Below are 14,598 nucleotides of genomic sequence, written 5' to 3' on the forward strand. Positions count from 1 at the left end.
TTAATTAAACCACATAACACCACATTTAAGTTCAAAAATTAAGATTTCGCCACAAAAAAACCAGCATCATTGCTGGTTTTTTTATCTAAATTGCACTAACAATCAATCTTTGCATAAGCAAGACTGGCTAATTCAGTTAATGAATTAGTTGCCTTCTTTGACAAATAAATAACCTTTACTACGTACGGTTTTGATACGTTTTGGATTTTCTGGATCATCACCGATTTTTGGACGAATGCGCGAGATACGTACATCAATCGAGCGATCTTGACCATCATACTCAATACCACGTAGACGCTCAAAAATATCTTCACGAGAGAGAATACGACCAGCATTAGAAGCCAGCAACCATAGCAAGTCATATTCAGCACTGGTGAAATCGACCAGTTCATCACCCAAATTCACTGAACGACCACCGTTATCGATGACCAATTCGCCAAATTCTAAGCGTTGTGGCACATCTTCTGATGGTGCATTTTCTGAGCGACGCAATAAAGCACGGATACGGGCAAGCAGTACACGCGGCTGAGCAGGTTTGGCGACATAATCATCGGCACCCATCTCAAGACCCAATACCTGATCCATATCTTCAGTACGAGCGGTCAACATCAAGATAGGGTTCTGGTAGTGCGGACGTACCTCACGGCAGACTGTAAGCCCATCGCTACCAGGAAGCATGACATCAAGCACGACCAAATCTGGTTGTTCGTTGACAATGCGGCGAATGGCACGATTGCCATCAGTCTCAATTGCCACTTCTAAACCGTTTTTCACCAAGTAATCTTGGGTCAACATGGCCAGACGCTCATCATCCTCAACAATCAAAATTCGGGGGGTGTTGTCTTCTTCAGTTGTTGTCATTGTTATATCCTCTAATACATCTAATTTAAAAGCAGTAAAAGTAAGAGCGGTAAATTAATAGCGCCACCGAGTGGCACAATTGATGTTCGTATAGCTGTTACAAACTTGGTAGGACAGTATACTATTAAACATACAGCTTCCTATACTATAGCTTATAGTCGTTAACAAAACCTATAAACTACGACTATTAAAACTTTAGTTTGCGTCCAAGATTATATGATTTGTACTGCCAAAAAACCTAACACACTCTCTATCAAGCAGTTAAGAGGCCAATAGGTATGAACCATCAAACCCTTTAGATAAAATAGCTCTAGTACGTTTTTGATATTCTTGGTAATTGTTGTCCAACAGCTAATATAGCGAGATATATGGATTGCCGCTAGTGACTTTTGCATAAAATTATTAATATTGGCTATCTGTTAATTAAAAGTGCGGACTATATCGTGTATTTATTCAAACCTAACACAGAAACCCCGCATTATAGTGAATAGTTTAATATTCCATAGCGAATAGCTTGATACATCGTACCACGACCTAAATTCACACCAAATAATGAGCAAAAAAAACAGCCCATAATGGACTGTTTTTTGAGATATAAGACTGGATTAAACGTAAAGTTTAACACTGCAAATAATAAGACTAAGCACGGTTTTTGTACTTACGGATAGCTTGTAGCTGTCCTACGGACTCTGCCAATGATGCCAAGGCAGCGTTGGTTTGTACCGTATCTGATTGATTGACCAGCATTTGCTCTGCTTTTTTACGTGCTTCAACAATTTTGCTTTCGTCAAGATTATGGGCGCGCATCGCTGTATCAGCCAATACCGTGACCATTTTTGGTTGTACTTCTAGTACACCACCTGATACGTAAATCACTTCTTCTTCACCGTTTGGTGTTTGCACTCGCATCGCACCCGGTTTTAACAAAGTAATAAGCGGTGTGTGACCTGGCAATACACCAATCTCGCCTTCGGTACCAGTCGCTATTAACATGCTAATTTCGCCTGAATACAACTCTTCACGGGCACTTACGACGCGACATTGTAACGTTGCCATACTTAACTCCTTACTATCAAAACGCGATCAAAAAACAGTAAAAACTGTAATGCGTTACTGATGAGTAGATAAACGTATTATAGCCTATCTACTCGTTAGCCAATGCTTGAGCAACTTACGCTGCAGAAGATTTCATTTTTTCTGCTTTGGCAACCACTTCATCGATGCCACCAGCCATATAGAAGGCCTGCTCTGGTAAGTCATCGTATTCACCAGCGATGATTGCTTTAAAGCTAGCAATGGTATCGCGTAGTGGTACATATTTACCAGGTGCACCAGTAAAGATTTCAGCAACGTGGAATGGCTGTGACAAGAAGCGCTGAATCTTACGAGCACGATAAACGACTAGTTTATCTTCTTCTGACAACTCATCCATACCCAAAATTGCGATGATATCTTTAAGCTCTTTATAGCGCTGTAGAATTTCTTGAACACCGCGAGCAACGTTGTAATGTTCTTCACCGATCACTTGTGGATCTAGCTGACGTGAGGTTGAATCTAATGGATCAACCGCAGGATAGATACCTTGTGATGCGATATCACGGCTTAGTACAACCGTTGCATCCAAGTGAGCAAACGTCGTAGCAGGTGATGGATCCGTCAAATCATCCGCAGGGACATATACGGCTTGAACTGACGTGATTGAACCTGACTGAGTTGACGTAATACGCTCTTGTAGCATACCCATCTCTTCAGCTAGTGTTGGCTGATAACCAACCGCTGATGGCATACGGCCAAGCAGTGCTGATACTTCAGTACCGGCTAGTGTATAACGATAGATATTATCAACGAACAGCAATACGTCACGACCTTTACCAGTAGCAGGATCTTTCGTATCACGGAAGTACTCAGCCATAGTCAAACCAGACAGCGCAACACGTAAACGGTTACCCGGTGGCTCATTCATCTGACCATATACCATGGCTACTTTAGATTTACTAAAGTCTTCAGTGTTTACAACGCCAGCTTCTTGCATTTCGTGATAGAAATCATTACCTTCACGAGTACGTTCGCCGACACCAGCAAATACTGACAAGCCTTCATGCTTAAGCGCGATGTTGTTGATCAATTCCATCATGTTGACTGTTTTACCAACACCAGCACCACCAAATAGACCAACTTTACCACCTTTAGCGAACGGGCAAAGTAGATCGATAACTTTGATGCCTGTTTCTAACAATTCAGTACTGTTTGACTGATCCGCATAGCTTGGCGCTTCACGGTGGATAGACCATTTTTCGTCAGCTTCTACAGGACCTTCTTCATCGATAGGACGACCAAGAACATCCATGATGCGACCTAGGGTACCAATACCGACAGGCACAGAAATAGGTGCACCAGTATTAGTAACAGGTAGGTTACGCTTTAGGCCTTCAGTTGAACCCATGGCAATAGTACGTACGATGCCATCACCTAATTGTTGCTGTACTTCTAGGGTGGTTTCAGTACCATCTACTTGCAAAGCATCATAAATCTGAGGAACTTCACTACGGTTGAACTCAACGTCAAGAACCGCGCCAATAATCTGTACAATACGACCGCTACTCATTGCGTTCTCCTTGAACTTCTATATATAGGTGTAGTCAATTATGAAACAGCAGCAGCACCGCCAACGATTTCCGAGATTTCTCGGGTAATCGCCGCTTGACGCAGCTTGTTATAAACCAACTGTAAATCGTTAATTAGGTCACCAGCATTATCTGTTGCCGCTTTCATCGCAACCATACGTGACGACTGCTCAGAGGCAATGTTTTCCATTACCGCTTGATAAACAATCGACTCAATATAACGGCCAAGCAATTCATCAATCAACGTCTTGATGTCAGGCTCGTAGATATAATCCCAGCTAAGTTCTGTCTGTATACCGCTCTCTTCGTCACCAAATGAGCCCTCTGGTAGAGGTACTAATTGATTGACGGTTGGCTTTTGAGTCATGGCATTAACGAATTTGTTATATACCACATAGATACGGTCTATATTACCGTTACTATAATCCTCAAGCATGGCCTGAACGGGTGCATTTAATTGCTCAAACGTTGGTTTGTCGCCATAGTCGGTCACGGCTGAGGTGACTTTTCCGCCGAAATTTTTGAAGAAACTGACGCCTTTGGCACCGATGACTGCAAACTCAGCTTGAACAGACTGATCTTGATACTCGTGAATGCTTTTGGTGAGCGCTTTGAATAGGTTAATATTCAAACCACCTGCGAGACCACGATCAGAGGTAACGACAATATAGCCGACCTTGTTGACTGGACGCGATACCATATAAGGATGTTTGTAGTCTGATGAGGCATGCACCAAATGTGAAATAACCCGGCGCATACTATCAGCATACGGGCGACCCACTTCCATGCGCTCTTGGGCACGGCGCATCTTACTTGCTGCTACCATTTGCATAGCGCGAGTAATTTTTTGGGTGCTTTTAATACTGGTGACTTTGGCACGTATCTCTTTTAAGCTTGCCATAATGATTCCAATATAAGAGGGTTAAAAAGCATTGGCGCCTGCAACAATTTTTTAATATAAAACATTGAACTGATCAAATAATATTTCAAATCTTGTGGCAACACGCGATCTAATACCGATGATGGTTAAAGCAGTGACGCGCCTGTCTCAGCAAAAAGCTTATCAGACAACGCGTCACCTTATAGGCTGTCAGCGACAGCCATAACCAGTTCGGCTTAACCCGTTAAATTAATAACTGTGATTTTGTTTAAAGGTCTCTAAAGCTGACTTTAAACGACCTGCGATATCATCATTATAGTTCGCAGTATCATCAATCTCACGCATCAATTCACTTTGCTCATCATGCATGTAACGTAAGTAAGATTCTTCGAAAGCACCAATTTTTTCAACTGGAACGTCTGATAAGAAACCTTCGTTCGACGCATAGATAACCGCTGCTTGCTCAGAGATAGACATTGGCTGATACTGTTTCTGCTTCATCAGTTCAGTCACACGCTCACCATGATCAAGCTGTTCACGAGTCGCGTCATCAAGATCTGAGGCAAACTGGGCAAATGCTGCTAGTTCACGATACTGGGCTAGTGCGGTACGGATACCACCAGACAGCTTCTTAATAATCTTAGTCTGAGCAGCACCACCAACACGAGATACCGAGATACCAGCGTTGACTGCCGGACGGATACCTGAGTTGAATAGGCTAGACTCTAAGAAGATCTGACCATCAGTGATTGAAATCACGTTAGTCGGTACGAATGCAGATACGTCACCAGCTTGGGTTTCAATAATAGGCAATGCGGTTAAAGAACCTGTCTTACCCACTACTTCACCATTGGTGAATTTTTCTACGTACGCAGCGTTTACGCGTGATGCACGCTCAAGTAAACGTGAATGTAAATAGAATACATCACCAGGATACGCTTCACGACCTGGCGGACGACGTAGCAATAGTGAAATCTGACGATAAGCAACTGCTTGTTTTGATAAGTCATCAAAAACAATCAGAGCATCTTCGCCGCGGTCACGGAAGTATTCGCCCATCGTACAACCTGAATACGGTGCGATATACTGTAGTGCTGCTGGCTCTGATGCTGAAGCAACTACTACTGTAGTGTATTCAAGTGCACCAGTTTGCTCAAGCTTACGTACGACGTTTGCGATGGTCGAACGTTTCTGACCGATTGCCACGTATACACACTTGATACCAGATGATTTTTGCGCAATGATCGCATCGATAGCCATCGCGGTTTTACCCGTCTGACGGTCACCAATGATAAGCTCACGCTGACCACGACCGATTGGAATCATGGTATCAACGGCTTTATAACCAGTCATTACTGGTTGATCTACTGACTGACGGTCGATCACGCCTGGGGCGATTTTTTCGACTTTGTCAGTCATTTTGGCATCGATAGGACCTTTGCCATCAATAGGATTACCCAAAGCATCAACAACACGGCCTAGCAGCTCAGGACCTACGGGTACTTCAAGAATGCGACCAGTACAATAGGCTTTTTGGCCTTCTTGTAGTTTTAGGAAGTCGCCCAGTACTACCGCACCAACAGAATCACGCTCTAAGTTAAGCGCCATCCCATAGATTTCACCTTCAAACTCAATCATTTCGCCGTACATGGCATCTTCAAGACCATGAATCTGCACGATACCGTCAGATACTTTGACAATCGTGCCTTCATTCTTTGCAGTTGCACCCGCATCAAGGTCTTGAATACGCTGCTTAATCAGGTTACTGATTTCCGCTGGATTCAATTGTTGCATTGCCTTGTTTCCTTTAATTTATGATAACCCGCCCACTGACTTAAATGCTCTTACTATCACGCAGTTTTTATATATCTACGTTGATGAATGGCATTAGGCAGTTAGCTGTGTTTTTAACTGTTGTAACTTGCCGCGCATCGAATCATCAATGATTTTGTCACCGACTTTGATCGTAGCGCCAGCCAAAAGACTAGGATCAACCGACTCATGAATCACCACACTAGCATTTAGCGAAGCAGCAAGACGTGTTTGGAGCATATCACGCTGTGCATCGGTCAATGGATAGGCGGAGGTCACGTAGGCATCAAGCTGCTTTAAGCTGGTTGCCTTATGACGGCGATAATGCGCATAAACTTCAGGAAGCAGCGCCAGACGCTCTTGTTCTGATAACTGATTAACGAAGTTACTAAGTGCCACTGATACTTTTGGATAGCTGGCGTTGTTGTCTGGGCGAGCCCCTTGGGCCTCACCTAATAACTGCTTAAAAGCAGAATCATCAGCGCTAGCTACTTGTGTATCATAAAGATCGATCAAAGCAGCTGACTTATGCTCAGCAGAAACAGCTGGATTGTCTAGCCAAGTACTGAACGACTTGTCATTGACAATGTTACTGGCAATAAATAAGAAGTTTTCCCACTCATTTACTACCCCGTTTTCATTGGCATAGTCAAACGCGGCTTTAGCGTACGGTCGTGCTAAGGTTGATAAGTCAGCCATTATATCCTCACAATTACAGCTTCGCCGCCAGTTGGTCTAACATACTGGCATGTTTTTGCACATCGACTTTGTCTTGCAAAATCTTTTCTGCACCAAGCACAGCCAGTTCAGCAACTTGGGCACGCAATGATTCACGCGCTTGATTGATTTCTTGGTCGATAGATGCTTGCGCTTGTTGACGAATGCGCTCGCCTTCCGCTTGGGCTTGCGTTTTGGCATCTTCGACAAGCTGGTTGGCGCTCTTGTTCGCTTGCTCGATTAGAGCAGCAGCTTTGGTCTTTGCAAGATTAAGCTCCTGCTGGACATCTTGCTCCGCGGTCGCCAGATCTGCTTTTGCTTTTTCTGCGGCATTCAAGCCTTCAGCAATTTTACGCTGACGCTCATTGATGGCACCGATAAGTGGTGGCCACACGAATTTCATGCAGAACATCACAAAGATTGCAAAAGCAATGGCTTGACCGATGAGGGTAGAATTGATATTCACGTGATCACCTCTTTGTTAATGAAAAATCAGTTTCATTGATCATATTTGATAGCCAAACTTTGGCTATGGTTAAGATACAAACTTTGACTACCAAACATTTACAACTGAGCTTTCTGATTAACCTGCTAGAGGGTTAGCGAATAACAATAGCATAGCAATACCAACACCGATCATCGGAATAGCATCAAGAAGACCTGCTACGATGAACATACGAGTTTGCAATTGTGAGCCAAGTTCTGGCTGACGCGCAACACCTTCTAAGAATTTGCCGCCTAGAATAGCAAAACCAATACCTGTGCCAAGTGCGCCAAGACCGATAAGTAGCGCTACTGCTATAACTGTGTAACCACCTAATACTGGATCCATTGATGTATCCTCATTTACCTATTGAATGTCTAATTAATGTTCAGTTGATGATGCAAGCGACATGTAAACTATCGTTAGCATCATAAATACGAACGCTTGAAGTGTAATAATTAAGATGTGGAAGATCGCCCACGGTACTGATAACGCCCATTGAATCCAAAACGGCATCAGGGCAATCAGTATGAAAATCAATTCCCCAGCATACATGTTACCGAATAGACGCAAGCCAAGTGATACAGGCTTTGCAATCAAGGTAACTGCTTCTAGAATAAAGTTAATGGGAATCAAAATGGCTTGCATGATTGGGTTTTTGGCACTAAACGGATGGAGCGTTAACTCACCGACAAAACCACCCAACCCTTTTTCTTTAATGCTATAAAAGATAATCAGCGCAAAGACAGAAAATGACATGCCAAGCGTGATGTTAGGATCAGTCGTTGGCACAATCTTGAAGAATACGTGATGTGGATCATGACCCATCATGGCGCCAACTTGCCCCGCAAGACTTGGAATAAAGTCGATAGGCAATAAATCCATCAAGTTCATCAAGAAGATCCACACAAAAATAGTCAACGCCAGTGGCGCAATCAGTTTTGAGGTACCACTATACGAATCACGAACGTTGTTATCAACAAACTCAACGATCAACTCAACTGCTGCCTGAGTTTTGCTTGGTACGCCTGAAGTGACTTTTTTGGCAACCATCCAAAAGATGGTGCAAAATAAGATACCCAGGCCAACTGACCAAAGCATAGAATCAAGATGGATAGCTTTAAAGCCCATAAGCCCTGCTTCTTCAGCAGTATAGGCAACTTTCCAGCCTTCGCCCGGCAAATAGCCGTACGTCCAATTCGTTAAGTGGTGAGAGATATATTCTGATGATGTTTGTTGCTCGGATGCCATAATGTAAGCTTCTTATTAATCAACGATTTAATCAACTACCAAAAATACGGTTGTCATCTGATGAGGCGATTGGTGGGTCTTTTTCCCACGTGTCTCACGTAAGGAGATAAAACCAACCAAGGCGCTCATGTAACCAACAACATCCAACCCATAGTTCTATTTACTAGTGCTATATACCTAGCTTAGTATAAATTTTAGCTATCAAAAAAGGGCTTATGATTATTCATTAATAGCCCTTTAATGTTTATATCGAATAGGTGTCTGCTCATACCTGCCTTTTTAGGCAAACGCTTAATATAGCGTCCAAAAACAAAGCAGTTAGCTGCCTATATTAATGCAGCGTTGTATTCGTGTAAAGTCTATTATGACTTTTTTATCCGCTGTATGAACAAGTTAGCGGCTATTGACCTTTAGTGGCATGGGTTTGCATCATTCGTGAAATTGTAAAAATAAAATTATAAGTGATGGCAATTAACCAAACTATATCTTATCTATAAGACTATTTTTACTTTTTACGCTAATTTCAACGACTTATAGCAGTAACTTATAAGTCCATACCTTAACGTCAAATCAGTTATTTGTCATTCTTTTGGCTTTGTGAAGCTAGCCATAGAGAAGTTGGACGGCAGGATGACTTATCTAACGCTAATAGATACTTACTCACTTCAATACTGATCGTAAAGAGTGCTAGCGTATGTGCCACAACATCCAACTGTGACTAATTTGCATTACCATAAAACCGATGAACAACGCAGGCGCTGATAGGGGTTGTACGGTAATAAAAATTAGTGCGAAACCAAACACTGTCAGTAGCCATTTGACCATCTGACCTCGATATAGCTGGCTGACGATGTGTCGGCGCGCGCGATATCCAGTATGCCAAAAGATAAAATTTGCAAAGACGGCTTGTGTGGCGAAACTAAGTAGCGCACCGATCGCGGTACTTTTTGCTACTATCAGCCCACTGTCTAGCCAAGTCACATCTACTACCCAGCTGATAATAATCAGGATAAATAAAATCCATGCTTGGCGTTTCAGGTAGATGCCAATCTCATCTTTTTGCGTGCGTTTAGCAGGCTTGGTCATCAGCAGCTATCCTATAGTATTGGGATAATGTCGCATATTTGCCACGATTTTATCCGTGACCAGTTTATTCATGACCATTTTATCCATGAAAAGTCACTATACAGACGTTGCTTTTTAACCAAAATAAAACGCCACTTATTATAGGGAGCGCGCGCGCGATTAGCAAGTAAAATATGCGCCTTATCAAGCATTTGATTGTTTAGCGCTAACGCTCCCTCTAAAAACTTAGTAAAGCCTAGCTAATATCTTATAAAATAAAGGTCTTGGCGCTCGACAATTTGATAATGCTATCGAGTGCTAAGACCCTTTTAAATAACGTTTTATGCTAGGGCATGCCTTTAATCTTAACAAAAGTGAGTAAGTAACTAAAAATGGCTATGCGATACATTGGCGGATTTGCTGCGCCATACTCTGCCAGCCACTAACGAAGTCTTTACTGGTGCTCATGTCTTCAGCTTGCACGGTACTCTTCACAGGTTGTAGCTTAGCGAGCAACCCTTTAGCTGGCGCACTTGGACTAACCAAACACATTTGCTTGGCAGGACGCTTCTCATTTAGCCAGCGTAACTGACTGGCTTTTGGTGCTAAGTGGTGATCGGTGCTTAGACTGCCAACGAGCTGTAGCTTTAAGCTGTCCTCCATATACTGATAGGCATCGTGATACGCCCAATAAGGCAATGCTTTTGTCGCTGTACTCTGCTTTATAGCCAGCACTTCTTTATCCAGTCGCTTGGCAAATTTTTGTGCATTGGCTTGATAGAGAGCTTTATATTGTGGATTTGCATGGCTATGAATCACGGCAAGCGCACGGGTGATGGCTTTGGCATTTTCAGGATCGAGCCAAATATGCGGATCTAGCGTGCCAGTGATAGCTTCGCCTTTGACATCGCGTAGTGGATGGCGGTTGAACGCATCAAACTTGAATAAAGCAATGGCATTGGGCGCGCTATTGAGACTGGCGGCCAAATTGTTTTCTAATGGCTCGCCAAACCATACCACAAACTTACTGTCTTGAATGGCTTTTATATCGCCCGGACTAATACTACCGTGATGCCCCACCTCCCCTGCTTGCAATAATTGCTTGGCAGGCGGCGCACCTTCAGTCACGGCTTGACTCAACAAGAATAATGGATAATTACTCACGCTAACGGTAGCGGCTTGGGCGCTCAACGTCAGACAGCTTAACGCGACTATCCCAGTAATGAGCAGTCGCTGTAGTACAATGATCGAGCGTAAAGAATGGCTGAAAAATGAATTCATAATAGGCTCTTTAATATTAAGTTGAGGCAGCATACCTGTTTTTCATTTCATTATGTTATACTATAACAATAAAAAACGCCATCATAAAAAGGCGTCATATTTTTTAGGAGTTTGTCCTATGTCCACTACTTCATCGACATGCGAACATTTGCACGATGTGCAACATTTTACCGCGCATGATGTAACCGAGCGCTTGACGGCGGCAAAAGAACAATGCCGCATAAGTGGTGTACGCTTCACGCCATTGCGGCAGCAGATATATCAGTTAGTATTGGCCGCCAATAAGCCCGTTGGTGCCTACGACTTGATCACACAATTGCAGCAAATGCGCTTGTCAGAACCGGATGCACAAGATTCTGCGCCGACCAATCAGCAGACGCCAAAGAATGTCGCGCCACCAACGGTTTATCGCAGTTTGGAGTTTTTGTTGGGCGAAGGCTTGATACATCAATTAACCTCTATCAATGCTTATGTGCCCTGCTGTCACCCACGCGCCCAGCATACCGCCGCATTTTTAATTTGCGATCAATGCCAGCGAGTGCAAGAATGTAGCAGCTTACCGGTACAAGAAATGATGAGCTTTGCGGAGCAAGATGTCGGCTTTATTGTGGCTCGTAGTGTCATTGAGCTCAGTGGTCGTTGCCAAGCGTGCCAATAAAGCTTGCTGTATTTTTTCTTTATTAAGTACTGATCTAGGTACTTATTATTCAGTATTTAGCATTAAGTACTCAGCCATTTATCATTTACCAATATATTAGTCACTAGCCTATGAGCCTGCCCATTTCACCATCAGAGCAATCGTCTGCCTCTATCAGTCTGGATAATAAGACCAACCAAGCTAGCCAGCTGCTGAGCTTAAGCGATATCAGCTATGACATTGGTTCGCAACGCTTGTTATCACATATTAATATCGATATTGCCGTTAACGAGACAGTCAGTCTTATTGGGCCAAATGGCGCTGGTAAATCGACGTTGGTTAAGCTTATTTTAGGGTTGATTGAGCCAACTAAAGGGCAAATGACGCCCCATCATAAGTTACAGCTTGGCTATGTGCCGCAGCGCTTTGCGGTACCGCCAATATTGCCATTACGAGTCTGCGACTTATTGGCGCAAGCAGATAAGAAACGTTTAACGGCTGAGCAACGCCAGTTTATCTTTGATAATTTATCGTTGACGCACCTGCTATCACGGCAAATGCTGCACCTGTCAGGTGGTGAAACGCAGCGAGTTCTATTGGCGCGTGCCTTGTTAGATAAGCCTAATTTATTGATTCTAGATGAGCCGATGCAAGGACTTGACCCTGATACCGAGGTTTGGCTCTATCAGTTTATTGATGAGCTGCCGGACTTCTTACGCTGTGCCATGCTAGTAGTGTCACACGATTTGCATTGGGTGATGAAAGGCAGCCGACGGGTCATTTGTCTGAATAAGCATATTTGCTGCGAGGGACAACCAAGCGAGCTTGCCATTAGTAGTGAGTTTCAAAAGCTGTTTGGTCATCATTACGAGCAGCCTTATGTCCATCAGCCGCACGCCTGTGAACATCACGCGCCAAGCGAGTTGTAATCATCATAACCAAACGACTAAAGCGAAAAAATGCTTTACGACCTTTATTTTATAAACCGTTTATTGGATACATGATATGAGTGCTTGGTTAGCCATTATTGCGCCTGCTTGGATTGCTGGCAGTATTTTAGCATTGCTATCAGCGCCCCTAGGGTGTTTGGTATTGTGGCGACGCATGGCATTTTTTGCCGATGCCTTGGCGCATGGCACGCTGTTAGGCGTTGCCTTGGCTGTGTGGTGGCAACTGCCCATGGGCATTGGTATTGCATTGGTTAGTGTGATAGTGGTATTGGGTTTAGTGCTCATAGATGATGAGCGTTTGCCCGTCGATTCCGTACTGGCGGTGGTTGCAGTGTCTCTGCTATGTTTGGGGCTGTTAGCGCTGACCCAGCTGACCGATCAGCAAGCCAACGTGTTGGGGTTTTTGTTTGGTAATTTGCTCGAGCTTGATTGGGCAGACTTGCCATTAATAGGCGGTAGTGTGCTGGCGGGACTGGTATTGCTCGCATATATTTGGCCCGCACAAATTAAGCTTGCCACTCACGAAGCGTTAGCACGGATTCAAGGCGTCAACCCAACACGGCAGCGGCTGTTTTTTATGGGGTTATTGGCAGGGTTTTGTGCCATTGCTCTACAAGCAGTGGGTAGCTTATTAATCAGTGGCTTGCTGGTGCTACCGGCTTTAACAGCACGTCTATGGTCAGCCTCGCCAAAACAAATGGTGATTATCGCGCTGCTTATCGCTCAGCTTGGGGTTACCTTAGGTGTTTGGGGCAGTATTTGGCTGGATATTCAGACTGGACTATCTATCGTACTGGTATTGGCTATTTTATTTTTTGCAGCGCTGATTTTATCAAAAGTGCTAACGGCAAAATTTTGGACGATGCGCCGTTAGTTATGCCATCTTTATTGTTACGTAGAGACCTTTCATTATTCCTTTGTCCAACTTTATTTCATCAATATTGCTAGAGCTTTCATTCACTTTATGATATAAACTTTCCTTAATGCTATCAATGTAATAGTTAGTAGAATGCTGCATATCGCTCGTTTTGTAAGTGTAGGGCTATAAGCGGCAACATCTTCCATAAAGGATGGGAGAAATGCGCCATAAAACCCCGTAACTAAAAGTGATCGATTTATCCATATTCGTTTTAATAGCAATACTTGTTTTGATTCGATAAGGGACTGACCCAATGCTAAGCTATCCTGCCAATAACATCAGCACGCCAGATGAACAGCTAAACGTGTTGCAGATCACTGATTTGCACTTATCAACGCCCACCTCTGCCCCAGCTAATGACGACATTGACAATAATTCCGATATATCTGTCTGTCAGCATAGCTTTGAAAAAGTCATCGAACAAGCATTAAATGAAGACATCCGCTGTGACCTGATCGTGGTGACGGGCGACTTGGTGAATAAAGTAAAGCCAGCTATCTACGACCATATTTTTGAGGTATTACAAGCGACTGATATTCCTTTTGCCTGTATTGCTGGCAATCATGATGTCACTGATGAGATTGGTAGCGATTTACCTTTTTTTGAGCGGGAACTCGTCGCCCAGCCGATGGATATGCGTTTGCTAAGTCGACACGTTATTGAAACGGAATATTGGCAGCTGCTATTACTGGATTCCTCTATTTCTGGGCAGGTGGCAGGAGAAGTGACAACAACCGATATTGACTGGTTATGTGTGCAGTTGCAAGAATGCAGTAAGCCTGCGCTCATTGCCTTGCATCACCACGTTATACCGATAGAGTCTGACTGGATCGATACTCATATGGCAAAGAATACCGAGGCTTTCTGGCAGCATATGGCACCGTTTGAGCAATTAAAAGTAATCATTAGCGGTCATACCCATCAAGCACAAGTGCGCCACCGTCAAGGGGTCAGCGTTTATAGCACGCCCTCGACTTGCTATCAATTTAAGCCTTATAGAGATGACTTTGCTTACGATGAAAACGCGCGCCCCGGTTATCGCTGGTTGCAATTAGCCAACAATGGAGAGGTTGCAAGCTGGGTTAAAAGGTTGGATACTTGATGCCCAGTTTTATCG

At 43.6% G+C, this 14,598-nt stretch carries 15 protein-coding genes; 4 read left to right on the forward strand and 11 right to left on the reverse strand.

Annotated elements, in window-relative coordinates:
• Nucleotides 1-144: 144 nt before the first annotated feature.
• The 11 genes from J5X94_RS10600 to J5X94_RS10650 form a co-directional block, all read right to left on the reverse strand.
• Nucleotides 145-861, reverse strand: coding sequence for a response regulator (locus J5X94_RS10600; RefSeq protein WP_010197939.1), 717 nt, complete (start codon nucleotides 859-861; stop codon nucleotides 145-147).
• Between the two features lie 639 nt (nucleotides 862-1,500).
• The gene (locus J5X94_RS10605; protein WP_010197949.1) at nucleotides 1,501-1,917 is read right to left on the reverse strand and encodes a F0F1 ATP synthase subunit epsilon; all 417 of its coding nucleotides are present in this window, start codon (nucleotides 1,915-1,917) and stop codon (nucleotides 1,501-1,503) included.
• Nucleotides 1,918-2,032: 115 nt separating this feature from the next.
• A complete protein-coding gene (gene atpD / locus J5X94_RS10610) occupies nucleotides 2,033-3,466 on the reverse strand; it encodes a F0F1 ATP synthase subunit beta (protein WP_010197951.1) in 1,434 nt (477 codons plus the stop codon).
• A gap of 38 nt (nucleotides 3,467-3,504) precedes the next feature.
• Nucleotides 3,505-4,386: a F0F1 ATP synthase subunit gamma gene (atpG, locus tag J5X94_RS10615; protein ID WP_194620933.1), complete on the reverse strand. Its 882-nt coding sequence runs from the start codon at nucleotides 4,384-4,386 to the stop codon at nucleotides 3,505-3,507.
• Nucleotides 4,387-4,614: 228 nt separating this feature from the next.
• A complete protein-coding gene (atpA, locus tag J5X94_RS10620) occupies nucleotides 4,615-6,159 on the reverse strand; it encodes a F0F1 ATP synthase subunit alpha (RefSeq protein WP_010197953.1) in 1,545 nt (514 codons plus the stop codon).
• A gap of 93 nt (nucleotides 6,160-6,252) precedes the next feature.
• On the reverse strand, nucleotides 6,253-6,876 hold the full coding sequence (locus J5X94_RS10625; RefSeq protein WP_189586005.1) for a F0F1 ATP synthase subunit delta: 624 nt from the start codon (nucleotides 6,874-6,876) through the stop codon (nucleotides 6,253-6,255).
• 13 nt (nucleotides 6,877-6,889) lie between these two features.
• Entirely contained in the window at nucleotides 6,890-7,360 is a 471-nt protein-coding gene (locus J5X94_RS10630; RefSeq protein ID WP_010197957.1) for a F0F1 ATP synthase subunit B, read from the reverse strand.
• Between the two features lie 117 nt (nucleotides 7,361-7,477).
• Nucleotides 7,478-7,726 carry a F0F1 ATP synthase subunit C gene (atpE, locus tag J5X94_RS10635; RefSeq protein WP_010197960.1) on the reverse strand — a complete coding sequence of 83 codons (249 nt, stop codon included), beginning with the start codon at nucleotides 7,724-7,726 and terminating at the stop codon, nucleotides 7,478-7,480.
• Nucleotides 7,727-7,759: 33 nt separating this feature from the next.
• Complete coding sequence (gene atpB / locus J5X94_RS10640) at nucleotides 7,760-8,629, reverse strand: F0F1 ATP synthase subunit A (protein ID WP_010197962.1); 870 nt, start codon at nucleotides 8,627-8,629, stop codon at nucleotides 7,760-7,762.
• A 687-nt stretch (nucleotides 8,630-9,316) separates the two neighbouring features.
• The gene (locus tag J5X94_RS10645) at nucleotides 9,317-9,715 is read right to left on the reverse strand and encodes an ATP synthase subunit I (protein ID WP_210541236.1); all 399 of its coding nucleotides are present in this window, start codon (nucleotides 9,713-9,715) and stop codon (nucleotides 9,317-9,319) included.
• Between the two features lie 375 nt (nucleotides 9,716-10,090).
• Nucleotides 10,091-10,975: a metal ABC transporter solute-binding protein, Zn/Mn family gene (locus J5X94_RS10650; RefSeq protein ID WP_210541237.1), complete on the reverse strand. Its 885-nt coding sequence runs from the start codon at nucleotides 10,973-10,975 to the stop codon at nucleotides 10,091-10,093.
• A 118-nt stretch (nucleotides 10,976-11,093) separates the two neighbouring features.
• Here J5X94_RS10650 and J5X94_RS10655 point away from each other — a divergent pair, with 118 nt between their 5' ends.
• The 4 genes from J5X94_RS10655 (at nucleotide 11,094) to J5X94_RS10670 (ending at nucleotide 14,583) form a co-directional block, all read left to right on the forward strand.
• Nucleotides 11,094-11,633, forward strand: a complete 540-nt coding sequence (locus tag J5X94_RS10655) for a transcriptional repressor (RefSeq protein WP_210541238.1) — start codon at nucleotides 11,094-11,096, stop codon at nucleotides 11,631-11,633.
• A gap of 110 nt (nucleotides 11,634-11,743) precedes the next feature.
• Nucleotides 11,744-12,541 (forward strand): metal ABC transporter ATP-binding protein, encoded by a 798-nt coding sequence (locus J5X94_RS10660; RefSeq protein ID WP_227676210.1) that lies wholly within the window; start codon nucleotides 11,744-11,746, stop codon nucleotides 12,539-12,541.
• Nucleotides 12,542-12,617: 76 nt separating this feature from the next.
• On the forward strand, nucleotides 12,618-13,436 hold the full coding sequence (locus J5X94_RS10665) for a metal ABC transporter permease (protein ID WP_210541239.1): 819 nt from the start codon (nucleotides 12,618-12,620) through the stop codon (nucleotides 13,434-13,436).
• 298 nt (nucleotides 13,437-13,734) lie between these two features.
• Nucleotides 13,735-14,583, forward strand: a complete 849-nt coding sequence (locus J5X94_RS10670; RefSeq protein ID WP_210541240.1) for a metallophosphoesterase — start codon at nucleotides 13,735-13,737, stop codon at nucleotides 14,581-14,583.
• The last annotated feature ends 15 nt before the right edge of the window (nucleotides 14,584-14,598 follow it).

It is taken from the genome of Psychrobacter sp. K31L (genome assembly GCF_017942195.1).
Taxonomy (GTDB): Bacteria; Pseudomonadota; Gammaproteobacteria; order Pseudomonadales; family Moraxellaceae; genus Psychrobacter; species Psychrobacter glaciei.